We start from the raw sequence: 22,160 nt of genomic DNA on the forward strand, positions 1-22,160 counted from the left end.
AGCGAGTACATGTCGTGCCGCGGTGGGCCCGACTTCGACGCCCGCTGCGGCCGGCGGCCGACGGGCTCTTGAAGGGGGTGGCGGCTTTCGGGATGGCGGCTCATGTCGGAAGGTCTTGTTCAGTCCAGACGGTCTTGCCGGAAGCGGTGTAGCGAGTCCCCTGATGCTGTGCGAGGTGCGCCACGATGAACAGGCCGCGGCCGCTCTCATCGCAGCGCTCTGGCTCTCGGAGATGGGGAGCCGTGCTGCTGGTGTCGGAGACCTCGCAGATGAGTGTGCGGTCGTCATTGATCAGGCGGAGTTCCACCGGCCCCGTGGAGTAGCGAATGGCGTTGGTCACGAGTTCGCTGACGATCAAGGCGGTGGGGTAGGCGAGTTCGTTGAGCATCCACCTCGCCAACTGCCGGCCGGTCCACCTGCGGGCGGCGGCGACAGCGGCGGCGTGAGGCGGCAGGCTCCGGGTCGCTACGTTGTCGGTGTCGAACGCGCGAGTGCGGGTCACCAGCACAGCTGGCTCGTGTCCGGGAGACACGTCCCAACGGACAGCCTCAAGGATCTCCTGTGCATCTGGTCCGGATCGGCTCAACACCTCGTGGAGACGTTCTGCCGTCGTCTGTGCATCGGAAAGCGGGGCGTTATCACCGCCGCTGTTCAAGAGCAGGATGCTGCCCGAGTGTACGTCGATCTCGGTGGCCTCGAAGGGCTGGCCACCGGCGCCCAGTGGTGGATGGGAGGCCAGGACGGGGGAGTTGACGGTGCCGTCCGGGTGGACGACCACGAGGTCGGCATCGCCCGCCCGGGACAGGGAGCAGTGCGCGGTGACGGGGTCGTAGACCACGCATATGCAGCTGGAACCGACGTACTTCAGGCCGAAGGGGTGCTGAAGGTGAGCCTCGTGTTCTCGGTCCAGGCGGCTCACCACCTCGTCCAGGCACGAGAGTATTTCGTCGGGCGCCAGGTCTTGCAGGGCGAGCGTGAGGATCATGGCTCTCAGCTGGCTCATGCCCAGCGCGGTGTCGGCGCCCTCCCCTTCCGTTGCGCCTACCACCAGAGCCACCCGCGCGCCGGACAGAGGGATGATGTCGAGCCACTCGCCGCCGGAGCCTTCCACCGGGACGTGGCTACGGGCAGCCTCAAGTGCGCTGAGGGATGGAAGCGCCTCAGGAAGCAGGGCTCGTTGCAGGAGCCGGGCGCGGGCCCGCTCTTGGATGCGGCGTCGGACGAGGTCGATACACAACGCAGCACGTTCCGCGAAGGTGGCGGCCGCTTGAAGGTCGCCCGCGTCGTAGGGAGCCGAGTCGGCCTGTCGATACAAGGCAACCAGGCCGAGGACGGCGCCTTGCACAACGAGGGGCACCACCATGAGGGAGTTCACCCGCGCCTCCCGCATCACGCGGGCGCGCGCTGAATCGCGGGTGAGCCATAGGCTGTCGTCGTTCAGCTCGCGGATGAGACGTGGGCGCAGATGGGCAAGGGTTTGCCGGTAGGGGGTCGTCGGCGGGTTCGGGATCATGTCCCCGACCGCATAGGCGGGCCGGGCGCCACTGGCTCCCCGCAGAGACCGGAAGGCGGCGCGCCGCAACGGCGTACTTCCGCAAAGGGCACCGGGTGGGGGCACCTCGCCACGCAGGGTCAGCTCCAGCAGCTCCACGGTGACGATGTCGCCCAGCTCGGGCACTGCGGCCTCGGCGAGATTCTCGGCAGTGCGGAACATGTCCGTGCCAGTGTCGCTCGCCAAATTCTCCAGTTCTGAAGGGGTGCGGGCAATCACGGTGATGGTCCTATACGCAGGGGCAATCTCTGAGGCTGAACGTCGCGAGGCTGGATGGGCGCCGTGTCGCGAGACGATCAGCCGTGCTCGGCGGGGGCGCAGCGCGGGCACGCGCCCCAGAAGGTCACCGCAGCCTCGTCCACCCGATAGGACTCGGGCAGGTCGGCCACAAGACACGGAGCCTCGCCGATAACGCAATCCACATCGATGATGTCGGCACAAAGCCGGCACACGAAGTGGTGATGATTGTTGTGCCGCTCGGCCTCGTACCGGGCCTGCTGGCCGGTGATCTGCGTACAGCGGACCAGGCCGACATCCGTGAGAACGCGCAAGACGTTGTAGGTGGCCTGCAGGGACAGCCCGCCTGTGACCTCTTGCGCCCGACCCCGTACGGCCTCGGCATCGGGGTGGCCGCCCAATTCCTCGATGGCGGTGAGCACCGCCATGCGCTGCACGGTCACCCGAAGCTGCGTCTCGCGCAAGCGCGCCGCGGCTCGAGCCATGGGGTCGTGCACATCTCGATCCTTGCCTGCTGTCCCGGCCCGATGGGCGCCCTGATGCACAAGACCCGAGCTTGCTCGAAACTTGGCCATCGTTCCTCTTCTGGGTGAGTTACGAGCCCGACGGCCTCTCCGCACCGGCTTCGAAGCCGCTCAAAGTCGCGAGGTCGTGATCTCGGAGGCGTCTTGCCCCCCGGGCCACCTTGGGCCGTTCGGCTTGTTTCCATTCACCCTAGAGTCTTGAGTCATTCAAGACAATAGAGTCAATCCACTCTTACCACTTATATTACCTTTAACGGAACCAATCCACCGTCGTGCCACTCCGGCCCGAACGAACAGGACACCTCGGCCCCTCGATCCCTCGCCGGAACCTGGCCACGGCACCGCTGATCCTCAGCGGCGGTTTGGGTTGTTGGTCTAGAAGATGGTTCTTGTCCGTATACCTCGGCGGTGCGCACCGCCATATATTCGAATGCGTGCACGATTCCCCGTCCCGTCTTGAGCTGCTGCGGTTTGCGCGGCGCGTCGTCGTCCAGCAGGCGACGGCTTCTCTGGCGCAGATCGACGGCTGGATCGCGATCGAGGAGCGGCGGGGGCGGAGCGCCGCCGCGGCGACGAGATGCGGCTGCCTCCGCCTGAGTGGGTGGTCGAACGCGGCCTGCAGAAGACGAACATGGTCGCCGTGCACCAGGGGCGACCGCTGGACGGTAAAGAAGAGCACCAGGTGCGTCGGCGTCACGCGGGACGCCGTCGCCTTGAGGCGGCAGTCACGAAGGATCTTCCAGCTCTTTATGCGTGCGAAGACGTGGTCAACACGAGCCCTGACCTAGCTTCCTGGAAGCGATGGGCCGCGTCTGCTCGGCTCCGCCTGGGGCGACGGTGGACGGGATGGGAGCCCACCACGCTCGCCACGCCGGTGGAGCGGGCGTCGGCCCAACTGCCGGTCTCGTCGGAGGTGGCGGGGTGACCTTCTCCAGTCCGCCTCCTCCACCCCTCCTTCAACCCGGTCGCCAGCGCGGGCCTGAACATCACCATCCCCGAACTCTCGTTGGCGATCACCGTCGTCGTTCTCCGCGCTCGTCCTCTCCCTCTTCTCCCAGCGCACCCTGGTCTCCGGCATGCTGGCCGGCGCGACCAAGGAATGACGCGACGCCGCCCCGCCGGGTGGGTGGGGCGGCGTCGGTGTCGTAGGGGCAGAAGGTCAGTGGGTCAGTGGCTCAGTGATGGGTCGGGATGCGGTGGGGGGCGCAGACGTCACCCTGCGGGCCCACCGGAGGGGTCGGCGGAGTCGTGCCGGTCGTGCCGTCGTCCTCGCGGATGGTGATCGTCGCGAAGTCGTTCGCGCCGAGGACCGCGTTGGTCGAGACGGAGACCGCCGTCTTGAAGGCGGTGCTCGGGGCGGCGCCGGGGAGGGTGTCGCCGGTGATCGGGAACGGCACCGCCACACAGGTGCTGCCCGGATGGAAGGTGACCTGGGACATCACCGGGCCCAGCGCGCCGGTCGTGGCGCCCAGCACGGTCAGGTAGGTCGTGACCGGGACCGTGCTCGGCCGGGACAGGTAGACCGCGACCTTTGCCGTGGACGGACCCGAACCCTCCTCCGCCGACATCGAGTCGACGTTCACCGTGGGGCGGGGGTGGGAGTGCGGGGTGCCCATCGACGGGGTGTCGAAGGACAGGTCCGACAGGTACGTGCCGCCGGCCGCCCCGACGGGTGTGAAGCGGACAGACGCCAGCCGGTGCAGGTCGAGGCCCGCGCGGCGCAGCGTGGAGGTCGGGACGTGCACCTGCTGGAGCACGATCTTGCCCAGCCTGTTGGACGTGCTGGCCGGCATCCGGGTGACCGCCCACGGGTTGAGGGCGGAGACCGGCTGGCTCCAGTGCCGGCCCGACGTGTCGGTGACGGTGAGCGTCATGTCGGTGGCCGAGGCGACGCTCTCGTCCGGTGACATGTCGAAGGTCATCTCGTCGTAGCGTGACACGTCCCGCTGACGGGCCGGCACGGAGACGGCGACCCCGCCGCCGGTCCTGGTCCACGTCACGTGCGTCATCGGGTTGAGCGGCACGTTGGGCGCGTAGTTCGCCGGGGTCCAGTACGGCACCTGCTGGTTGGTCAGCGTGCTGCCCGGGAGGGTGCAGTCCGGCAGCGGCTCCGGCACCGTGCGCCCGTACTTGTTCGCGCACACCGTCGCCGTGACGTCACCGGTGGCGGTGACCTGCGGTGAGGCGGACTGGAAGGTCGTGATGTCGCTGCGGGTGGAGGCCGGCTGCTGCGCGACCGTACGGACGTCCGCGTAGCCCGCCACGGACGGCGGTTCGGTGCCCGAACCGTCGAACATGCCCTGGAAGGCGGCCTGGTGGCCCAGAGAGGACTCGAAGAAGCCGGCGATGTAGGCGGATCCGACCTGGTACTGCTGCGCGGCCGTCAGCCGGATGTTCTGGCCCGAGGCCAGCGCCGTGGCGCTGGTGCCGCACACCGGGTCGTCGGCCTGCGACCAGTCGTCGGATGCGCCCGGATACGGCGGTGTCCACGAGGTGTTGTAGAAGTCGTGGTCGGTGCCCATCACCCAGATGTCGGACCGCTGCACGTCGTCGGCGAACGTACCGTCGCGCGAGTCGGCGTAGAAGTGCTGGCCCTGCTGGTCGGACACGTCGCCATCGCAGTACGGCAGCAGCGTGGTGGTGATGACGTCCGGCAGCGTGACGCGGGTGAAGTCGATCGGCGCGAGCGCGAAGACCGACTTGATGGCCCACGGGTGCGGCAGGCCCTCGTTGAGCGTGGCCGCGGTGACCACGCCCTCGCCGCCGCGCGAGTGGCCCATCAGCCCGATGCTGTTGAAGTCCAACGAGCCGGCGAACTGCCGTGCGGTCATCGTGCCTTCGGGGTACGTCGAGCGTCCCGCCGCCAGCGCCTGGTCGAAGTCGACGTCCTGGCCCGTGACGTCGTCGTGGTAGCTGACGGAGTGGCCGGCGTTGACCGCCTTGAGCATCGTCAGCGTGTCCAGCACGAGCTGGCCGCGGGTGCCGGCTCCGTCGTCGGGGGAGCGCTGGTTGTCGTTCGCGTTGATCGCGTTCGCCGAGATCGACACCACCGTGTAGCCCGCCGCGGCGAGCGCCTCGCCGGCGCCGTCGTAACCGGCGTAGCTGAGGATGGGCGCGGTGCCGGCCGGGCAGGGCCAGCCGCTGGCGCCCTTGAGCGTGGTGGTGTTGTAGCAGGAGCTGTGCCGGCCGTGCAGGAAGATCACCAGCGGATGCGGGCGGTGGTCGGTGGGGACGTAGATGCGCCCCTCCAACTCCCCGCGGATCCCGCCGATGTCGGCCAGCGCGATGGACTGCGCGCCGAAGTCGTAGTCGGCGACGGTGTAGGAGCCGTGGCCCACCGTCGTCGGGTCGGCGGGCGTGTTGCCGTTGCCGCCGGGGTGGTACGGCGACGGGTGGCCGTCCTTGCCGCCCTTGGCCAGGGTGCGGCGCTGGGCCGCGAGCTGGTCGGCGGCGGAGGGCAGCGAGGTGGGGCCGGTGGCGGTGCTCGAACCGCCGGTGGACCACTGCCACGCGATCGACGACGCCTTGGCGACGGCCGGATCGGTGGTGGTCGCGGTCAGCGTGCGGCCGTCGGCGGACTCCGCGGCGGGGCCCAGGTCGAGCCCGTCCGCGACGAGTTCGGGCATGTCGTCGCGTATCGGCAGCGGGCTGCCGAGCCGCAGCGAGACGGTGTAGCCGGCGGCGCCGCGCGTCACCGTCCAGCCCTCGCCGGACGCCACCTGGGCGGAGGCCGTCTCCGTGCCCGGCGACGCGGCGGACGCCGGTCCCGCGGCGCCGAGCACCGCCGTCACCAGGGCGCCGGCCGCGGCCAGCGCGACCACGGGTCTGGGTATGCGCGTACCTGTGCGTACGCGTGTTCGCGCGCTCACGGCCGTACCATCTCTTCCCCGGCTTCGGGATCGTCGTCGGGATAGGGGTAGAAGGCAGTACCGAGCTTCGGCAGCCAGCCCACCCTCGCCACCGGCGACGCGTCGTCCCCCGGGTGCTGCGGCGGGAGCCCGGCGTTGATCACCGGCTCCCAGCCCACGGTCAGGAAGCTCATCGCAGCGCCTCCTCGGCCACCAGCGGGTCGTTGGACAGCTCCGGCGGCGTCGCCGGCTCGACCGAACGCAGCACGCGCGGCGCTACCTTGGGCGTGTCGGCGACCGGGTCCGGCGGCGCGGCGTTGTGGTACTGCGGGAAGTGCTCCTGGTAGTCGATCGCGGCCTGCACGATCTCCGGCTCGCTGAACCGCGGGCCCCAGAACTGCGCAGCGATCGGCAGCCCGACGGTGCTGTCGTAGCCGACCGGGAAGGAGACCATCGGCCAGGCGAGGGCGTTGGGCAGCTGGTAGTAGGCCCGGTAGACCGGGAAGCCGCCGCCGGTCCGCAGGCCGATCTGCGCGCCGAGCGAGAAGACAAGCATGAAGTCCACGCCCGCCTTGTCCAGCGCCGCCTGGTAGTTGGCCTGGAGCTGCCGGCGCCGCTTCTCGCCCTCGACGCGCACCGACGCCGGGATCATCCCGCCCAGGCGGGTGGCCGACTCGAAGGACGCCGACGTCTCGCCGGGCGCCTTGCGGCCGTACTGCGCCAGCAGCGCGGCGGCCTGGTCGGCGGGGCGGGTGGCAGCGAAGTCCTTGACCGCGTCCCAGTAGCGGATCTCGTAGCGGTTGGGGCTGAGCACCGCCGACGACGGGGAGATGTTGGAGCCGTCGACGGTCGCCAGCACGTCGCTGCTGGAGAAGTACGGGTCGTTGGCCGGGTCGGTGACGTCCAGGCCCGGGAACTCCTTGACCGTGGCGCCCAGCGACGTCAGCTGCTGCTTGAGCCGGTTGAAGGCGGCCAGGTGGTCGGCGTCGTAGGTGCCCTGCGGGGAGGTGCTGGCCTGGATGCCGCGGCTGGTGCGCATCCAGTCGGTCTGCGGGATACCGATGGTGACACCGGCCAGCGGGCGGCGGCCCTTGCGGGCGCTCAGCGGCATCGCCGGGAACGGTTCGGGCGCTGACAGCGTCAGCGGGTCGTTCGCCGGGTCGGGGCCGAGGACGATCGACAGCACCAGCGAAGCGTCGCGCACCGAGCGGCAGATAGGGCCGAGCACGTCGTAGCCGGGAGAGAGTGGCATCAGGCCGGCGACCGACGTGGTGCCCAGCGACGGCTTGATGCCGCTCGCGCCGTTGGCCGCCGACGGCATCATGATGGAGCCGCCGGTCTCCTCGCCGATGCACGCCGCCGCGAGCCGGGCTACCGGCGCGACGCCCGAGCCCTGGCTCGAACCGCCGGGCACGTAGTCCTTGTTCCAGGCGTTGCCGGCGAACGTGCCGGTGATGGAGCCGGAAAAGGCCGAGGCGACGGTATGGCCGAGGATCACCGCGCCCGCCTCACGCAGCCGGTGCACCACGGTGGCGTCCCGCAGCGCGGTGTTGCCGTCGAAGGCGTGGCTGCCGTCCTTGGCGTCGAGGCCCTTGACGGCGACGGAGTCCTTGATGCCGAACGGAATGCCCAGCAGCGGCGGCAGTTCCTCGTGGGTGTGCCGGGCGCGGGCGAACCGCGTGTCGGCGGCGGCCGCCGCGGCGAGCGCGCCCGCCCGGTCGATCCGGACGAAGGCGTTGTAGAGGCCGTTGTCGCCGTAGGTCTCGAAGGGACCGTTGAAACGGTCGATACGGTCCAGGTACGCCTTGGTCACCTGGGTGGCGGTGACCTTGCCGGCCCGCAACAGCGAGGCGAGCTCGACCACTTCGTAGTCGACGAGCCGGGAGCGCTTCTTGATGCCGGAGGCCGCCGGGAGTGCGGCGAAAAGCCGGGCGGTCGATGAGGCGGCGCCGCCGGAGGTCGCCGAGGCCGGGGTGGCGACGGCCGCGGAGACCGCGACGGCACCCGTCACGGCGGCGGCGCCGCCGAGCACGGCGCGCCGGCTCATACCGCCTGCGGGAGCGGATTCAGCGAGGGAGGAATCGGTAGTGCGCGGGTTACGGGTAGGCATGGAACGATCTGCCGTCATGTACAGCTTTCCTGTCCTCTGCGGTGGAGAAAGAAAGGACCAGCGCGAAGTACTCGCGTCCCGCGAGGAGACTTTAGGTCGCGAATATGGTGCGCGGAAGCCGTCTGACCTGGCGTTTCATGCACCGTGAATACAGTTGGGCACTTTATTTCGCACGGGTGTCGCGGGCGTGAAAATCGGCGCCGCCGGAAACGTGCGGGAATCGGGCGCAAACGACCGCCGGGGTGCCGCTGATCAGCTGATTGACCACCCGAGGAGAGGTTGATGAAACTTAAATTAAACCTGACGGTTCGACAGCCATCGCGTGCCGGAGGGCTTTGCAGCGGCCGGTGTGACGAATACGCGGAGGGCGCCCCCGTCGGTCAAGACCGCCGCCCGCGCGCGCCTGCTTCAGGCCGCCCGCGCTGGACGGGAACCCGACCCCGAACGGGCCCGGCTGGCACGGGTGGTGGAGTACGAAGTCGAAGACCGCGGCAACGCAACCGTGGTTCGCCCGTAAAGCTGAACGGGAACGGCCTGGCGCAGCCCTGTGCAAGCCGCAGCGACAGGTCATCGAACAGATTGTCAGTGCTGTCCGGCACGATGCCCTCATGCCGTCCTTGGATGACCTTCCCCCATACCGCCTGGCGAAGTTGATGTGGGAGTTCGCCCACCTCGGCGAACACGGAGTTGAGCAGATGATTCGGGAGCGGGCGGGCCAGCCGTGCCACCTGTCCGGCATGCCCAAATCCTCCTCGCCCCGAGTTGCCTTTCTCGGTAAAGACGGCCGCTTCCACCTGATGAGCGACGGCCTGCTGCTCTGCGCCAAAGGCCGCGCCGAGCAGGGATGGGAGCACCGGCAGATCTGCTCCATGTGAGCCCCTGTGACAGCGGACGGGCCGGGCGAGCAATGCGCACTACCGTCGGGACATCCGGCTGTGTGGCCTGGATGTCCCGACGGTTGGCGGGGTCAGCCGATTCCGGTGACCTGCAGGGCGGTGGTCCAGTTGTTCTTGATGGCACTGCGAGCGGCGGACAGGGTGATGGTGCCGGCGCAGACGGCGTTCTTCAGCTTCGTCTCCACCCCGTCCTTGGAGTGCGCGGTCTGGGAGCCGGAGTAGGGCTCGGGCCACAGGTTCCCGGTGGCCCGGGGCGCGCCGCCGAGTTCGAGGGGGACGAGGTGGTCTTCCTCGTAGTCGGCCATGTTGGTGTCGGAGTAGCCGTAGTCGATGATGCCCTGGGCCTTGAGGGGGTTGGTGTAGGACGTCGGGGGGCGGACGGTGGCGGTCCACCCGGAGACGCAGATGGTGCTGTGGATGTTGGACTGGGTGACGTCCGAGTTGTAGGCACCGGGCGTGCACGAGGAGTCGGGCAGCGGCAGGCGGGCATGGGAACAGGTCGACGCCTGGGCGGTACCGGCCGAAACGGCGATCAGACCGGCGGCCCCGAGGGCCAGGGCGCAGGTGGTGGCGGTGAAGCGACGCATATGGGTTCTCCCGCAGGGTCGGCCCGGACAGTGGGGTGCCGGGCGGCTGACGGCATGACACCACCACCCGCATCTATGCGGGTAGATCCGCGGGGTGAACAAGAAGCGACCTGCGCAATCCTTACCCACGCCTGACCAAGCCTTTCCGAAGCTCCGTGTTTCACCTCGGAGTTAGGCCTCATCCCGCGCCTCGTTTGGCGAAAGGCCCAGCAGCCCCCTTCAGTTGCCACTTCCAGGCGTCGCATATCCATCGGGACGCCGCCTTGACCAGGCTTGACCAACGCAACGCACTCCTGTCGTTCCGCGGCATGCGACGGGTACAACACACTGCGGGGACCCGGGAGGTCTCGGCGCTTTGAGGTCAGGCAGTACGACGCAACTGGGCGCGCAAGAGACAAAAGAGGCGCTGCTTCTGCTGCACGGACCTGGGGTTTTGCATCGTGCAGTCTCTTTTCCGGCGCAACTCAGAGTTGATCTCGAAGTGACCTGTTCTCTGGGGTTCAAGCCGTCTGGCCCAGGACTCCACCTTTGAGAGGTCGTCATGCTTCCTGTACGCCTTACCCATCGAGACCGCGTCCGGTTGATCAGCGCCGCGCTCTCCGGAGCCGCTTCTGGCAGTTTCCGGGCCCTCGTTGCCTGGCTGGTCGAGCAGTGCAGGTAGCGGTGGTGCATGGTGCCGGCCAACCGTGGTTGTCGACTGGCGGGGGCATCTGTGCGCAAAAGGAGTCATGATGTACTGATGGGGAACGGGGGCAGTGGATCGAAGCGGTCGCGTCCGATACAAGCGCCGCAGGTGGGTCCCGGTCCCTTGCGTGAGCTCAAGTGCGCTTTGTATGAGTCCTATTTGGCTGCTGGCGCTCCGACGCTCGACGACATCGCTGCCGACATCGCGGAAGATGGTGAGCTTGAGGGGGCTCCCAGCCGGGACACCATCCGGCGATGTCTCAGTAGCTCGGATGTGCCGGGTCAGCAGGCTGACGCTGCTGCCGTAGCGATCGTTCTGGCTCGCCGCGCCGCGTGGAATGAGGAGGAGTTCGCTCTTCTGATCAGGAGTCTGTGGGTCAAGGCGCGGATGGCTGCTCCACTGGGTCAGCCCCTTGATACCTTCACTGACCCCTTCGCCCTGGAAGTACACCGAGCCATCGACAGCAGTGCGGGGGCCTTCTCCGAGGAACTGCCACCGCTACCGGAGTACGTCGAACGAGATCACGATGAGGAACTGCGCCAGAAAGTTGCGCGGGCCGTCAAAGGGATCAGCACCCTGGCCGTGCTGATCGGCGGCTCCTCCACGGGAAAGACCCGCGCCTGCTGGGAGGCTGTCCATACCCTTCCCGAGGGATGGAGGCTATGGCATCCCATCGTGCCCGGCCGCGCCGAAGCAGCGTTGACGGGCATCGGCGGCATCGGGCCACGCGCGGTTGTATGGCTGAACGACACCCAGCACTACCTCAACACCGCGGTGGTGCGCAGCGCACTGTCGTCCTTCTCCTCCCGGGCCGCGGTGCCGCCGGTGGTCGTGGTGCCGGGGCGGGAAGGTTGAGGCGGCGGCGCAGGTCGGTGTCGGTGAGGGTGGGCACCACGATCCGGTAGTCCGCCGCCCGGCCGTCGGCGACCGCGGTCGCCAGCGGGTACTCGACGACCTTCTTCCCGTACACGGCCTCGTTGTCCACGGAGTTGGCGAACGCGTCCACCTCCTCGTCTGCCGGGCACCGGCGGCGCGGGCGGGTGAGGTCGGCGGACTCCGCCAGCTCCGGGGCGGCGAAGATCCGGGGCGTGGCGGTCATGTAGAGACGGCGGTCGGCGTGGATTCACTGGGCGTCGTTAACAATCGCCCACTTCTTGTCGGCCCGGCCGGCGATCCGGTGCGCCTCGTCCATGACCGCCAGGTCGAACGGCGGCACCGCGTACCCGGTGTTCTGGGTCTGTGCCTTGGTCGGTGGGGCCGTCGTTGATGATGGCGCCCTGCCCCGACCGAGCAGCACGAGGCGGGTCAGTAGACAGGATGGAAAAGCCTCACTGCTGATAAATTCGTCAGTGGCGCGGGTGGCCGGGCTCTACAATATCACACCACGGGTCGTCGCAGTAGGCAGCAGAAATCTTTGAATCGGGAACGTCAAGACGTCTACCACTGAGATCACCGGGAGTCCAGTGGATACACGATGGTCGCATTCCAGTGCCAGCTCGACAGAACTCCTCCGTTGCAGCTCGAACTGCAGAAATGGGCAATGTACTACGCGGGTGATGGTAGCGCGGTAGGTCTGGGTCCGAAATTACATGTGGATCCATTTCAGGCGGTGTAGGATTATCGGAAATCCACACATGCTTGGCGATGGCGGCGTCGATCGAAACGGTAGAGTCTGAAGAAAACAACCACTTCAGGGCTCCATATCCGGTCCGATGATTGATGGCGACATGTAGATAGCTATCAAAATTCCGCAATGCCTCGATTCCGTTCAGTCGACTTCTGGATAGCGTGAACTCGACAGCCGCACGCTCGCCCGTCAGGTTCGTGGCCGAATCGTCGACCCCCTGCAGCTTCCCAAAAACCTCATCGATGATTCGTCGAGTAATTGGCCATTCTGCAGAATAGTACGTTTGACCGCTGATGAATATATTCAGATTCAATTCTGGCTCCTTGGGGCCGCACGCCTCACGGCAAGGGATACATGACAGAAGAGCGTTAGAAACGCTCCAGTGGCGCATAACACAATATCACCTAGCCTGCGTGTCTGAGCGCTGGGGCGACCCTCGTGATGCCGATGCCACCTCCAGAAAAATTTGCTTATCAGATGACCGACGAAACCGGGTCCCCTTTCTTGGGAAAGGGGACCCGGAATGACGCATTAATCGCGACTATCGAGGCTTTATTGCCAGGCGGATCCAGCGAGGAGCGCGCCAGGCGGATGTCACCTCTCGTCATGCAAGATCAAAACTACGGCCGCAGCGTAGAGGTGTACTGGTGCCTGCTGTCTGCCAGGAAATTACTGTCGTAGGCGCCCTTGCGGGTGAGCAACGAGTAGGCAGTCACCATCGGCTCGAAGTGCCACTGACCCGTGTGCGCGGTCTTGCCGAACTTGACCCGCACGTAGACGTGGCCGACCTTGCCCGAAGCGAGCTTCACCGTGGAGCTGGCGGGGAGCTCAAAGCCGAACAACCCGTTCGACTCAGCGTAGCTGGGCTTTTCCCAGCGATGGCGCACCGGGTTCCACCACCTGGCCGAGATCCCACGCAACTGTCCCTCGCCCGGGGCGGAGAAGTTCCACAGGGACAACCCGAAGCCGAGCGGAACCAGCGTATCCGGCGACTTCTGCGTGTAGTACATCGTGAGATAGAGGGTGTTACCCCGGCGGTAAGACTTGTGGATGCCGGAACCCCACTCCTTCATCGTCCCGATCTGATGGGCCGCCGACGTGCGCGCAGCGTACGGCTGCGCAGACGCAGCGCCGGCACCTATCGGAAGCAGCCCCACTATTGCTGCAGCTGCGGCTGCGGCAGCACGTATACGCATTCTCATGCAATCCCCTCCCACTGTTCTGCCAGTCCCGCATCTTAGCTCGACTCGTTTGACGGCTGTGCCCCGTCATGGCGGGCGGCAATCCATCTCGTGTCTGCATCCGATGGGACCATCTGAGCCGGAGCGGGCGCGTTTCGACGCAAGAGTGGACCGTCCTCCAGCAGGGCACGTCTGGAGGAGGTCAGCGCAACGGTCGCGAGCGAAACACATTGCCAACAGTCGCGCCGAGGGCCGCGCCCATTCAACGCCTGCTATTAACTTGTGCGCCGCGGCGTCCCCACCAACCCACGGCAAATCAGGGCACGGTAGCGCTGGACCTGACGAATCCCACCGCACGGCTACCGGTCTGCCCCACGTCACCGTGCGGCCGTTCAAGCCATAGAAGGGACAAGCGACCCTGACGGGATTTGAACCCGCGAATCTCAACCTTGACAGGGTGGCGAGGACGGCCAGACTCCTCTACAGGGCCAAGACGTTACTCTGCCGCAAGTGGCCCTTGCGACACCTTTTATAGTGCAGCGGCTGATGTGGACTGCAATCACGTCCACCCAGCTCGGCGCCAGACAGGTCGGTACCAGGCGCCGACGTACCCGGCGCCACGCAGGCGCACGAGCAAGCCCTGAACCTGTACCGGCAACTCCGCAACCGCCACGGCCAGGCCAACGCCCTGAACAACCTCGGCAGGTACGGCGCCTGGCCGACGACTACCCCGGCGCCACGCAGGCGCGAGCAGGCGCTGGACCCGTACCGGCAGCTCGGCGACCGCCTGGGCGAAGCCAACGCCCTGCACAACCCCAGCGTGGCGCGTAAGAACAGGGGGACATTCCAGGCGCTCATGACGCGTTCGATCAGGCTGGGCGGCTCAGAAGCGAGCGCCACGCGAATTAGCCTCGCGCCTTCACGAGATGGGCTGTCCGACCGGTATATCGAGCTCCGCAGTCGAGTTGGCGCGGCCTACCAACTCGGGCGCTCAGCCACAGCCAGGATTACGACTGCATCGCCGCTTGGAGCTCTCTTCGGGCGGCCTGTTGGCGCTCGATATGGAACGCGGACCGACCGTTGCGCAACCACGCGGAACATGGCTCACCCGCCGGAGCACGGCACGCCGGACACCGCAGCGCCAAGACCCGATGAGGTGTGACGGCGCGCGTGTTAAGCGACTTGTACGGATTCCCCTTGCTGTCCTTGCTTCGGTTGGCGGTCTTGGCGGCCGCAGACTGCGCAGCCCGCTTGGCACGCTGTTCAGGGGGCATCTTGCGCGCGGCTCGCTTCTCTTCCCGAACCTCTACGCCTTTCTGCACGGCCGCCCTGACCTGCTCGGGACTGCTGCGTTGCCCGGTCACCGCCCGATAGAGCTCAACTCGCGCCCGGTGGCCCTGGCGGATCGTGCACAGCTGTCCGGTGCCGCGGCCGCAAGCGGGGCAGTCGACCGTCAGGAGCTGCTTCATGGTGGGCATGGGTAACGGCTTCATCGGTCCCGCCGGTTTCTTGCGTCGCTGCTTGGGCTCGTCGCGCACAGCCCTTTGTGGCGCCTGCACCTCCACCGTGCCATCCGGGCGGGCAATGGTTCGGGCGGCTCCCCTTCGTCTACGGCGAGGGCGACCCGCACCTCGCCAACTCCTTGCATTGGGCTGCCCGTTGGGCGCCGCACCAGCGCCTGCAGATGGCCCACCACACGGACGTCGCCCAGGGCCTGATGCGTCTGCTGTACGCGCCGGGTATCGCCGGCCGGATCTACAACATCGCCGATGACGCTCCCGTCACGACGGTCGAGCTGTACCAGCTCAACGGCGTCGAAGTGCCCGCCGGGATCCACGAGCTCACGGACCCCGACCCGTGGTTCGGGATCACGTCCAACCAGCGGATCCGCCGGGAACTCGGCTTCCGGCCGATCTACCCGAGCGTCTGGACGGCACGGGACGCCGGAGCCCTGTGACGGTCACTGCGCCAGGTCAGTCCACCCCTGCGACCCGCCCACCCAACATCTGGCTGCGGGACGCAGAGGCGGTGACATCGGCTCTGCTCCGCCTGCTGCTGGTGACAGGTCGCGCGCCGTATCGGTGACATCCACTGTGCTTCGCCCGACTGAAGCCGCAGTTCAGCGGATGCCGGTGGTGACACCTTGGGGTTGTTGTGTGCTCAGGCTTCGGGGATGGCGCGACCGTAGGCGGCGAGCGTGACCGTCTCGGGCTCGGGGCCGCCGCGCCGGCCGGTCTCGAGTGCGTCGAGGGCGGCGAGTTCGTTGGCGGTGAGCTCGAAGTCGAAGACGTCGAGGTTCTCGGCGATCCGCTCATGTCGGGTGGACTTGGGGATGACCGAGCGGCCGTGCTGGAGGCCCCAGCGGAGCAGCACCTGGGCCGGGCTCTTGCCGTGGGCCTCGGCGATGCGCGTGACGGCCGGGTCCTCAAGGACGCTCTTGCGGTCCTCGCCGTATCCCGGGTAGAAGGTGATCCCCCCGATGGGGGACCACGCCTGGTTGAGGATGCCGTGCTGGTCGTCGAAGTCGAGCACGGCACGCTGCTGGAAGTAGGGGTGGATCTCCACCTGGTTGACCGCGGGTACGACGGAAGTCGCATCGAGCAGCGCGGTCAGATGGTCGACCATGAAGTTGCTAACGCCGATGGCGCGGACCCTGCCGTCGGCCAGAAGTTTCTCCAGGGCGCGGTAGGCCGCGACGGTCCGGTCGAAGTCCGACGGCAGGGCCTGGTGCAGGATCAGCAGATCGATCTGGTCGACCCCGAGCTTTGCGGCGCTCTTGTCGAAGCCGTGCAGGGTCGCGTCGTACCCGTAGTCGCTGATCCAGATCTTGGTCTCGATGAAGATGTCGTGGCGGGGCACCTTAGAGTCGCGGATAGCCTCGCCGACCTCGCGCTCGTTGCCGTAGGCGGCTGCGGTGTCGATGTGCCGGTAGCCGAGTTCGAGGGCGGTGGTGACGGCGGCCCGGGTCTCCTGGGGCGGGGTCTGGAAGACGCCCAGTCCGAGGGCGGGCATCTGGACGCCGTTGTTGAGGGTGAGGGTCTGCATCAGAGAGACCTTTCGTTGCGGGTGGCCTGTGAGGGCACGATGAGCGTGACGACGGCCACGACGGCCAGTGCCAGCAGTACGGCGGAGCCGGTGAGGGCGGTGCCCGAGCGGGCTGCGATGTCGGCGGCCTCGTGGCCGGTGGAGACGGCGGCGGCCACAGCGGTGAGGATGCTCAGGCTCAGCGCGCTACCGATCTGGTGGACGGTGTTGGCCAGCCCCGCCCCGGCCCCCGCGTCCGCCGGAGCGACGCCGTCGACCCCGCTGGAGGTCAGCGGGGCCAGCGCCAGCCCCTGGCCGGCTCCGATGAGCACCATCGGCAGCCCTACTCCCGTCAGGTAGGACGTGTGCAGGCCGAGGCAACTGAGCCACACCATCCCCGCCGTGGTCAGGGCGACCCCCGTCAGGAGTACCAGCGGCTTGCGAGCCCTCTCCAGCAGCCGCGGCACTTGGACGGCGAAGACGAAGTTGACCAGCGTCATCGGCAGGAAGGAGAGCCCGGCCTGCAGCGGCGTCCAGTGGTAGACGCTCTGCACGAACTGCGCGGTGAAGAAGAAACTCATCATCGCGCCCATGTAGAGCATTCGGGTGATGTAGGCGCCGCTGCGTTCCCGGCTGGCGAAGAGCCGCAGCGGCACGATCGGCTGCGCGGCCCGCCGCTCCACCCGGACGAACAGCCCCAGCATCACCGCACCGGCCAGCAGTGGGATCAGGGTGAGGGGTGCGGTCCAGCCGAAGTCGGCCGCGTTCACGATGCCGAGGACCAGGGCGGTCGAGCCCAGCGTCGCCAGCAACGCCCCGGTGACATCGAAGCGGCCTCGTCGGCGGTCGGTCTCGGGCAGGAACCGCACCGCCAGTACGACCATCACGATGCCGATCGGCACGTTGAGGAAGAATCCGGCCCGCCACGACACCAAGTCGGCGACCAATCCGCCGACGACCAGGCCGACGGCAGCGCCGAGACCGGCGACAGCGCTGTACGCGGCCATCGCCCGGTTGCGTGCGCGGCCCTCGGCGAAGCTGCGGGTGAGCAGGGACAGGGCGGAGGGGGCCAGCACCGCGGCCCCGATGCCCTGAAGCGCTCGGGCGCTGATCAGCCACCACTGACTCTGGGCGGCCCCCACCAGAAGCGAGGTGAGCGAGAAGACGACCAGGGAGGACAGGAACACCCGGCGGTGTCCGAACAGGTCACCCGCCCGGGCCCCCAGGAGCAGCAGCCCGCCGAAGACCAGAACGTAGGCATTGGTGATCCAGGACAGGCCGGTCTCGGAGAACCCCAGGTCCGACCGGATCTGCGGCAGCCCGGTGAAGACGATCGAGTTGTCGAGGATGACCATGAAATAGCTGATGCAGATGATCGCGAGGATCAGCATCGCGTAGGCCGGGTCCCCCTTCGGCTTCTCTGTGGCGGGCGCTGACACGCGCTGTGCGATGGTGGTCATCGCGTCGCCCGGTTCCCGGCGTCAGCGCTGGTGAACGACGCGTCGTTGAGGCGCACCAGAACGGCCGCCCTGTTGGCCTCAGACCGTCTGTTCACGGCCGTACCAGCACCTTCAGGGCCGTCCGCGCGTCCATGGCCCGATAACCCTCAGCAACGTCGTCGAGACCGACGGTGCGGTCGAAGACCCGGCCGGGCTCGATACGGCCTTCCAGGACGTCGGGCAGGAGCTGGTCGATGTAGGCGCGGGCCGGGGCGGGGCCTCCGGTCAGGGTGATGTTGCCGCCGAAGAGGCTGCCGAAGCCGATCGGAGCCTCCTCGTACTGGGGCACGCCCACGCGGCTGATGGTGCCGCCCGGGCGGACCACTCCGTATGCCTGCTCGTAGGCGGGCCGGTGTCCGACCGCTTCGAGGACAATCTGGCTGCCGCCGCCGGTGAGCTCGCGCACCTTCTCGATGCCCCCGGCGCCGCGCTCGGCAACCACGTCTGTGGCTCCGAATTCACGGCCGAGGTCGGTTCGGGCGGTGTGTCGGCCCATGAGGACGATCTGCTCGGCGCCGAGCCGCTGCGAGGCGAGCACGGCCAGCAGGCCGACGGCGCCGTCCCCGATCACGGTGACGGTGCTGCCGCGCCGCACTCCGCCGCGGACGGGCGGCATGGTGGCCGGTGCCGAGGACGTCGGAGAGGGTCAGGAGGGAGGGGACGAGCGCGTCGTCGGCGCCGACCGGGAGCTTGACCAGGGTCCCGTCGGCCAGCGGTACGCGGGCCGCCTCCCCTTGGCCGCCGTCGATGCCGTTCCTGGCCCAGAAGCCACCGTGGACGCAGGAGGTGTGCAGCCCGGCCCGGCAGTATTCGCAGGTGCCGTCCGAGTAGGCGAACGGGGCGACGACCAGGTCGCCCTTCTTCATGGTGCTGACCTCTCTACCGATCTCCTCGACGACTCCGATGAACTCGTGCCCCATCCGGACCGGGCCGTCAGAAGGAGACATCGAGTGGTAGGGGTGCAGGTCGCTGCCGCAGACGCAGGCCGTGGTGATGCGGACCAGTGCGTCGGTGGGTTCCTGGAGGCTCGGGTCGGCGACATGCCCGACGCGGACATCGCCGACTCCGTACATGAGTGCTGCGCGCACAGTGTTCCTTCAGCTGGGTGTCGGACTTCAAAGTCCCTGACCTCTTCCATGGAACGCGGTTCCCGTGTGCACGTGAGAGTCACTGCTCTTCCAGGTAATAGCAGTACCTCTCAGGGAGGTCATCGGCGGTTTTACGGTGAAGTGGCCGACGCACGTTTCACGGCAACCAGAAGGAGCCACCCGTGACCCAGGACACTCACACGACAGCAGCCCAGCGGCTCATCGGGGAGGCATCACCCAAACTGCTCTCGCTCACCGACGAGGTCCTCTTCGGCGACGTATGGGCGCGGCCCGAGTTGAGTCCACGCGACCGCAGTATGATCACCGTCGCCGCGCTGGTGACGGGTGGCAACATCGAGCAGCTGCGTGGCCACCTCGTCCGGGCGCGCGACAACGGCTGCACCGTGGACGAGCTCGTCGAAGCCATCACTCACCTGGCGTTCTACGCCGGCTGGCCCAAGGCCATGTCCGCCATCAGCGTCGCCAAGGAAGTCTTCAGGATCTGACCATGTCCGCCACGAGTAAGAAGGGCCTGGCCGCCGAGGTCCGCGAGTTCCTGAGCACCCGACGGGCGCGGATCACCCCGGAGCAGGCGGGGCTGCCCATCTACGGCGGCAATCGCCGCGTCGCAGGACTTCGCCGTGAGGAGGTCGCCCTGCTCGCGGGAATGAGTGTGGACTACTACGTCCGCCTTGAACGTGGGAACCTCAGCGGCGCCTCGGAATCGGTGCTCGACGCCCTCGCCCACGCATTGCAGCTTGATGAGGCCGAGCGCACCTACCTCTACGATCTGGCCCGTGCGGCGACTCCGGCGGGTCGGCGGCCGGCGGTGACCACCTCCCGCGTGCGGCCCACGATCCTACGGATGCTCGACTCGATGACCGGCGTGCCGGCGTATGTGCGCAACGGACGGTTCGACATCCTGGCCGCCAACATGCTGGGCCGAGCGCTGTACGCTCCGGTCTTCGACTCCCCGCTGTTCGTCCAGCGCGGGCCGGTCAACACCGCCCGCTTTCTGTTCCTGGACTCCGCGGGCCAGGACTTCTGGGCGGATTGGGACAAGGGGGCCGACGACTCGGTCGCCTTCCTGCGCACTGAGACAGGTCGAGCGCCCCACGACAAGGCGCTGACCGACCTGATCGGAGAACTCACGACCAAGAGCGACGAGTTCGCACGCCGGTGGGCCCGCCACGACGTGAAGTTCCACCGTTCCGGCGTGAAACGCCTTCGGCACCCACTGGTTGGCGAGCTCGCGCTGCCCTACGAGGCGATGGAGCTGCCGGCCGATCCCGGCCTCCGTATCAACATCTACACCCCCGAACCTGACTCGCGTGAGCAGGAGGCCCTCGGTCTCCTCGCCAGTTGGGCGAGCGCTGACGCCGTTGCGCCCTCGCGGGACGACTGACGACACAACGAGGAGAACAGCTTTCATGCACTACCGACCGCTCGGCCGCACCGGCGTCCAGGTCAGCCCGCTCTGTCTGGGAGCGATGATGTTCGGCCCCTGGGGCAACGAGGACGAGGCCGACTCGGTGCGGATCATCCACCGCGCCCTGGACGCAGGCATCAACTTCGTCGACACCGCGGATGTCTACTCCGGTGGTGTCTCGGAGGAGATCGTCGGCAAGGCCCTCAAGAACCGTCGCGAGGACGTGTTCCTCGCGACCAAGTTCTTCATGCCGATGAGCCAGGACGACCCCAACAGTCGGGGGGGCTCGCGGCGCTGGATCATTCGCGAGGTCGAGAACTCCCTGCGGCGGCTCGGCACCGACTACATCGACCTTTACCAGGTCCACCGGCCCAGCCCGGACACCGACGTCTCCGAGACTCTCGGCGCTCTCTCCGACCTCGTGCATCAGGGCAAGGTCCGTTACCTCGGCTCCTCGTCGTACTCCGGCTCCCAGATCGTCGAGGCCCAGTGGGCCTCCCGGGAGCGCCGCCTGGAGCGGTTCGTGACCGAGCAGCCGCCGTACTCGATCCTGGTGCGCGGCATCGAGGAGGACGTGCTCCCCACCGTGCGCCGTCACGGCATGGGCACGCTGACCTACAGCCCGCTCGCCGGCGGCTGGCTCTCGGGCCGCTACCGCAAGGACGCCTCCTCCGGCCCGGCCTCCGCGGCGCGCCCCCCGGCCCGCTTCGACATGAGCACCTCGGCCAACCAGCGCAAGCTCGACGCCGTCGAACAGCTCGTGCTCCTCGCCGAGAAGGCCGGTCTCACGCTGATCGAGCTGGCCGTCGCGTTCGTGATCAACCACCCCGGCGTCACCTCGGCGATCATCGGGCCGCGCACCATGGAGCAGCTCGAAGCGTTCCTGCCCGCCGCCGACGTCACGCTCTCAACCGACGTACTCGACCGCATCGACGAGATCGTGGCTCCCGGTGTGACGGTCAACCCCGCCGACAACAGCTACGGCGATTTCGAGCTACGCCCCGACCAGCGGCGCCGCTGACACGAGCTGGCCTCGCCAAACCAGACTTTGACGGCTCGGAAGGAAACGACGATGACACACTGGAACGGCACAGATCTGGAGAAAATCGGCGCGGCGGAGGAACTGGACCTGCAGTCCACGCGGGTCGACGGCACCCTGCGCGATCCGGTGACGATGTGGGTGGTCAGCGCCGGTGGCCGCCTCTACGTGCGCTCCGTCAAGGGCACCGCCGGTTCCTGGTACCGGGGAACGCAGTCCCGTCGCCAGGGGCGCATCGAGGCCGGCGGTGTAACACGGGATGTCACCTTCCATGAGGCCGCGCCCGGCGAGTACGCCGATGTGGATGCCGCCTACCGCGACAAGTACGGGCGCTACACCACCATCGTCGAACACGTCCTGACCGGCCAGGCCCGCACCTCCACGCTCTGCTTGGAGCCGCGCTGAAGCTCCTGCTGGACACACCGGCACCGCCGACCGCGCCCCATCTGGTCTTCACCTTTACCGTGTTCGCCACCTGCGAGCCTCATTCTGAATGATCAGCCACACTCACGAGGCGACTACGGTTATGTAATGCCTGGGGCACCACCCTCCAACACATCCTTCATGCCGGGGATCGAGGCGCAGAAGGCCTTCAACTCATGCGTTTCTTCTTCGACGAACTCGCCGGACAACTGCGCGACGGTCGCAAGCAGAAGGACAAACTCAAAATCTCGGCATACCAACCATCGCGGCATCTCGTTGACCCGAGGCCTGCCGGATCGTCACCGCACCAACAAAGCCGGCGAACGGGCCATTCGTGGGCGCGCGCCTCGCGAGACGAAGGCGGGTGCCTATCGCATTGCTCTGTCTTGGTTCTAGGGGATCGGTGCGGCA

At 67.6% G+C, this 22,160-nt stretch carries 19 protein-coding genes, 1 tRNA gene and 3 pseudogenes; 8 read left to right on the plus strand and 15 right to left on the minus strand.

Annotation, left to right across the window (positions count from 1 at the left end; genetic code table 11):
- Positions 1–100: 100 nt before the first annotated feature.
- A complete protein-coding gene (locus ACSHXN_RS47435) occupies positions 101–1,771 on the minus strand; it encodes a SpoIIE family protein phosphatase (protein WP_438307091.1) in 1,671 nt (556 codons plus the stop codon).
- A 77-nt stretch (positions 1,772–1,848) separates the two neighbouring features.
- Positions 1,849–2,286, minus strand: a complete 438-nt coding sequence (locus ACSHXN_RS47440) for a Fur family transcriptional regulator (RefSeq protein WP_356296993.1) — start codon at positions 2,284–2,286, stop codon at positions 1,849–1,851.
- A gap of 976 nt (positions 2,287–3,262) precedes the next feature.
- Between ACSHXN_RS47440 and ACSHXN_RS47445 the strand changes: the two are divergent.
- Positions 3,263–3,416, plus strand: a pseudogene (locus tag ACSHXN_RS47445) (carbohydrate ABC transporter permease); the annotation flags it as partial.
- 72 nt (positions 3,417–3,488) lie between these two features.
- Here the strand turns inward: ACSHXN_RS47445 and ACSHXN_RS47450 are convergent.
- From ACSHXN_RS47450 to ACSHXN_RS47460, 3 genes are read right to left on the minus strand one after another with little or no spacing between them, the layout of a single operon-like run.
- On the minus strand, positions 3,489–6,182 hold the full coding sequence (locus ACSHXN_RS47450) for a hypothetical protein (protein ID WP_438307092.1): 2,694 nt from the start codon (positions 6,180–6,182) through the stop codon (positions 3,489–3,491).
- Positions 6,179–6,355 carry a hypothetical protein gene (locus ACSHXN_RS47455; RefSeq protein WP_356296997.1) on the minus strand — a complete coding sequence of 59 codons (177 nt, stop codon included), beginning with the start codon at positions 6,353–6,355 and terminating at the stop codon, positions 6,179–6,181. The genes ACSHXN_RS47450 and ACSHXN_RS47455 overlap by 4 nt, the downstream gene beginning before the upstream one ends.
- Positions 6,352–8,208 (minus strand): amidase, encoded by a 1,857-nt coding sequence (locus ACSHXN_RS47460; RefSeq protein ID WP_438307093.1) that lies wholly within the window; start codon positions 8,206–8,208, stop codon positions 6,352–6,354. The genes ACSHXN_RS47455 and ACSHXN_RS47460 overlap by 4 nt, the downstream gene beginning before the upstream one ends.
- A 671-nt stretch (positions 8,209–8,879) precedes the next feature.
- Here ACSHXN_RS47460 and ACSHXN_RS47465 point away from each other — a divergent pair.
- Positions 8,880–9,146: a hypothetical protein gene (locus ACSHXN_RS47465; RefSeq protein WP_438307094.1), complete on the plus strand. Its 267-nt coding sequence runs from the start codon at positions 8,880–8,882 to the stop codon at positions 9,144–9,146.
- A gap of 92 nt (positions 9,147–9,238) precedes the next feature.
- Here the strand turns inward: ACSHXN_RS47465 and ACSHXN_RS47470 are convergent, their stop codons facing one another.
- Positions 9,239–9,754 (minus strand): hypothetical protein, encoded by a 516-nt coding sequence (locus tag ACSHXN_RS47470; protein ID WP_356297006.1) that lies wholly within the window; start codon positions 9,752–9,754, stop codon positions 9,239–9,241.
- 808 nt (positions 9,755–10,562) lie between these two features.
- Here ACSHXN_RS47470 and ACSHXN_RS47475 point away from each other — a divergent pair.
- Positions 10,563–11,294 (plus strand): hypothetical protein, encoded by a 732-nt coding sequence (locus ACSHXN_RS47475; protein WP_438307095.1) that lies wholly within the window; start codon positions 10,563–10,565, stop codon positions 11,292–11,294.
- Here ACSHXN_RS47475 and ACSHXN_RS47480 read toward each other — a convergent pair.
- The 6 genes from ACSHXN_RS47480 to ACSHXN_RS47505 all read right to left on the minus strand — a co-directional run bounded on the left by ACSHXN_RS47480 (position 11,203) and on the right by ACSHXN_RS47505 (position 14,725).
- Positions 11,203–11,538: a hypothetical protein gene (locus ACSHXN_RS47480; protein WP_438307096.1), complete on the minus strand. Its 336-nt coding sequence runs from the start codon at positions 11,536–11,538 to the stop codon at positions 11,203–11,205. The two genes, ACSHXN_RS47475 and ACSHXN_RS47480, sit on opposite strands and share 92 nt — an antisense overlap.
- Positions 11,539–11,562: 24 nt before the next feature.
- Positions 11,563–11,736, minus strand: coding sequence for a hypothetical protein (locus ACSHXN_RS47485; protein WP_438307097.1), 174 nt, complete (start codon positions 11,734–11,736; stop codon positions 11,563–11,565).
- A gap of 49 nt (positions 11,737–11,785) precedes the next feature.
- Complete coding sequence (locus tag ACSHXN_RS47490; RefSeq protein WP_438307099.1) at positions 11,786–12,379, minus strand: Imm1 family immunity protein; 594 nt, start codon at positions 12,377–12,379, stop codon at positions 11,786–11,788.
- Between the two features lie 307 nt (positions 12,380–12,686).
- On the minus strand, positions 12,687–13,139 hold the full coding sequence (locus tag ACSHXN_RS47495; RefSeq protein WP_359461628.1) for a hypothetical protein: 453 nt from the start codon (positions 13,137–13,139) through the stop codon (positions 12,687–12,689).
- A 521-nt stretch (positions 13,140–13,660) separates the two neighbouring features.
- Positions 13,661–13,737: transfer RNA gene (locus ACSHXN_RS47500), tRNA-Asp, on the minus strand.
- A gap of 517 nt (positions 13,738–14,254) precedes the next feature.
- Entirely contained in the window at positions 14,255–14,725 is a 471-nt protein-coding gene (locus tag ACSHXN_RS47505) for a zinc finger domain-containing protein (RefSeq protein ID WP_438307100.1), read from the minus strand.
- 113 nt (positions 14,726–14,838) lie between these two features.
- Between ACSHXN_RS47505 and ACSHXN_RS47510 the strand changes: the two are divergent.
- Positions 14,839–15,204 (plus strand): annotated as a pseudogene (locus ACSHXN_RS47510) (NAD-dependent epimerase/dehydratase family protein); the annotation flags it as partial.
- 203 nt (positions 15,205–15,407) lie between these two features.
- Here the strand turns inward: ACSHXN_RS47510 and ACSHXN_RS47515 are convergent.
- The 3 genes and pseudogenes from ACSHXN_RS47515 to ACSHXN_RS47525 all read right to left on the minus strand — a co-directional run bounded on the left by ACSHXN_RS47515 (position 15,408) and on the right by ACSHXN_RS47525 (position 18,843).
- Positions 15,408–16,292, minus strand: coding sequence for an aldo/keto reductase (locus ACSHXN_RS47515; protein WP_438307101.1), 885 nt, complete (start codon positions 16,290–16,292; stop codon positions 15,408–15,410).
- Positions 16,292–17,731, minus strand: a complete 1,440-nt coding sequence (locus ACSHXN_RS47520; protein ID WP_438307102.1) for an MFS transporter — start codon at positions 17,729–17,731, stop codon at positions 16,292–16,294. The genes ACSHXN_RS47515 and ACSHXN_RS47520 overlap by 1 nt, the downstream gene beginning before the upstream one ends.
- A gap of 91 nt (positions 17,732–17,822) precedes the next feature.
- Positions 17,823–18,843: pseudogene (locus tag ACSHXN_RS47525) on the minus strand (alcohol dehydrogenase catalytic domain-containing protein).
- Positions 18,844–19,040: 197 nt separating this feature from the next.
- On the opposite strand from ACSHXN_RS47525, the gene ACSHXN_RS47530 reads away from it, so the two are divergent.
- The 4 genes from ACSHXN_RS47530 to ACSHXN_RS47545 are packed head-to-tail and all read left to right on the plus strand — an operon-like array spanning position 19,041 to position 21,731.
- The gene (locus tag ACSHXN_RS47530; RefSeq protein WP_359461636.1) at positions 19,041–19,364 is read left to right on the plus strand and encodes a carboxymuconolactone decarboxylase family protein; all 324 of its coding nucleotides are present in this window, start codon (positions 19,041–19,043) and stop codon (positions 19,362–19,364) included.
- Positions 19,365–19,366: 2 nt separating this feature from the next.
- Positions 19,367–20,263, plus strand: coding sequence for a helix-turn-helix transcriptional regulator (locus tag ACSHXN_RS47535; protein WP_359461638.1), 897 nt, complete (start codon positions 19,367–19,369; stop codon positions 20,261–20,263).
- Positions 20,264–20,288: 25 nt separating this feature from the next.
- Entirely contained in the window at positions 20,289–21,308 is a 1,020-nt protein-coding gene (locus ACSHXN_RS47540) for an aldo/keto reductase (RefSeq protein ID WP_355804409.1), read from the plus strand.
- 51 nt (positions 21,309–21,359) lie between these two features.
- Entirely contained in the window at positions 21,360–21,731 is a 372-nt protein-coding gene (locus ACSHXN_RS47545) for a DUF2255 family protein (RefSeq protein ID WP_438307103.1), read from the plus strand.
- Positions 21,732–22,160 lie beyond the last annotated feature (429 nt).

Origin of the sequence: Streptomyces sp. HUAS TT11 (assembly GCF_051553595.1) — a bacterium.
Taxonomy (GTDB): Bacteria; Actinomycetota; Actinomycetes; order Streptomycetales; family Streptomycetaceae; genus Streptomyces.

Coding starts and splice junctions, on each gene's coding strand:
- ACSHXN_RS47455 (WP_356296997.1), bottom strand. CDS start 6,355: ATGAGCTTCCTGACCGTGGGCTGGGAGCCGGTGATCAACGCCGGGCTC.
- ACSHXN_RS47535 (WP_359461638.1), top strand. CDS start 19,367: ATGTCCGCCACGAGTAAGAAGGGCCTGGCCGCCGAGGTCCGCGAGTTC.
- ACSHXN_RS47460 (WP_438307093.1), bottom strand. CDS start 8,208: ATGAGCCGGCGCGCCGTGCTCGGCGGCGCCGCCGCCGTGACGGGTGCC.
- ACSHXN_RS47505 (WP_438307100.1), bottom strand. CDS start 14,725: ATGCCCACCATGAAGCAGCTCCTGACGGTCGACTGCCCCGCTTGCGGC.
- ACSHXN_RS47545 (WP_438307103.1), top strand. CDS start 21,360: ATGACACACTGGAACGGCACAGATCTGGAGAAAATCGGCGCGGCGGAG.
- ACSHXN_RS47515 (WP_438307101.1), bottom strand. CDS start 16,292: ATGCAGACCCTCACCCTCAACAACGGCGTCCAGATGCCCGCCCTCGGA.
- ACSHXN_RS47540 (WP_355804409.1), top strand. CDS start 20,289: ATGCACTACCGACCGCTCGGCCGCACCGGCGTCCAGGTCAGCCCGCTC.
- ACSHXN_RS47495 (WP_359461628.1), bottom strand. CDS start 13,139: ATGAAGGAGTGGGGTTCCGGCATCCACAAGTCTTACCGCCGGGGTAAC.
- ACSHXN_RS47520 (WP_438307102.1), bottom strand. CDS start 17,731: ATGACCACCATCGCACAGCGCGTGTCAGCGCCCGCCACAGAGAAGCCG.
- ACSHXN_RS47470 (WP_356297006.1), bottom strand. CDS start 9,754: ATGCGTCGCTTCACCGCCACCACCTGCGCCCTGGCCCTCGGGGCCGCC.
- ACSHXN_RS47480 (WP_438307096.1), bottom strand. CDS start 11,538: ATGACCGCCACGCCCCGGATCTTCGCCGCCCCGGAGCTGGCGGAGTCC.
- ACSHXN_RS47465 (WP_438307094.1), top strand. CDS start 8,880: ATGCCGTCCTTGGATGACCTTCCCCCATACCGCCTGGCGAAGTTGATG.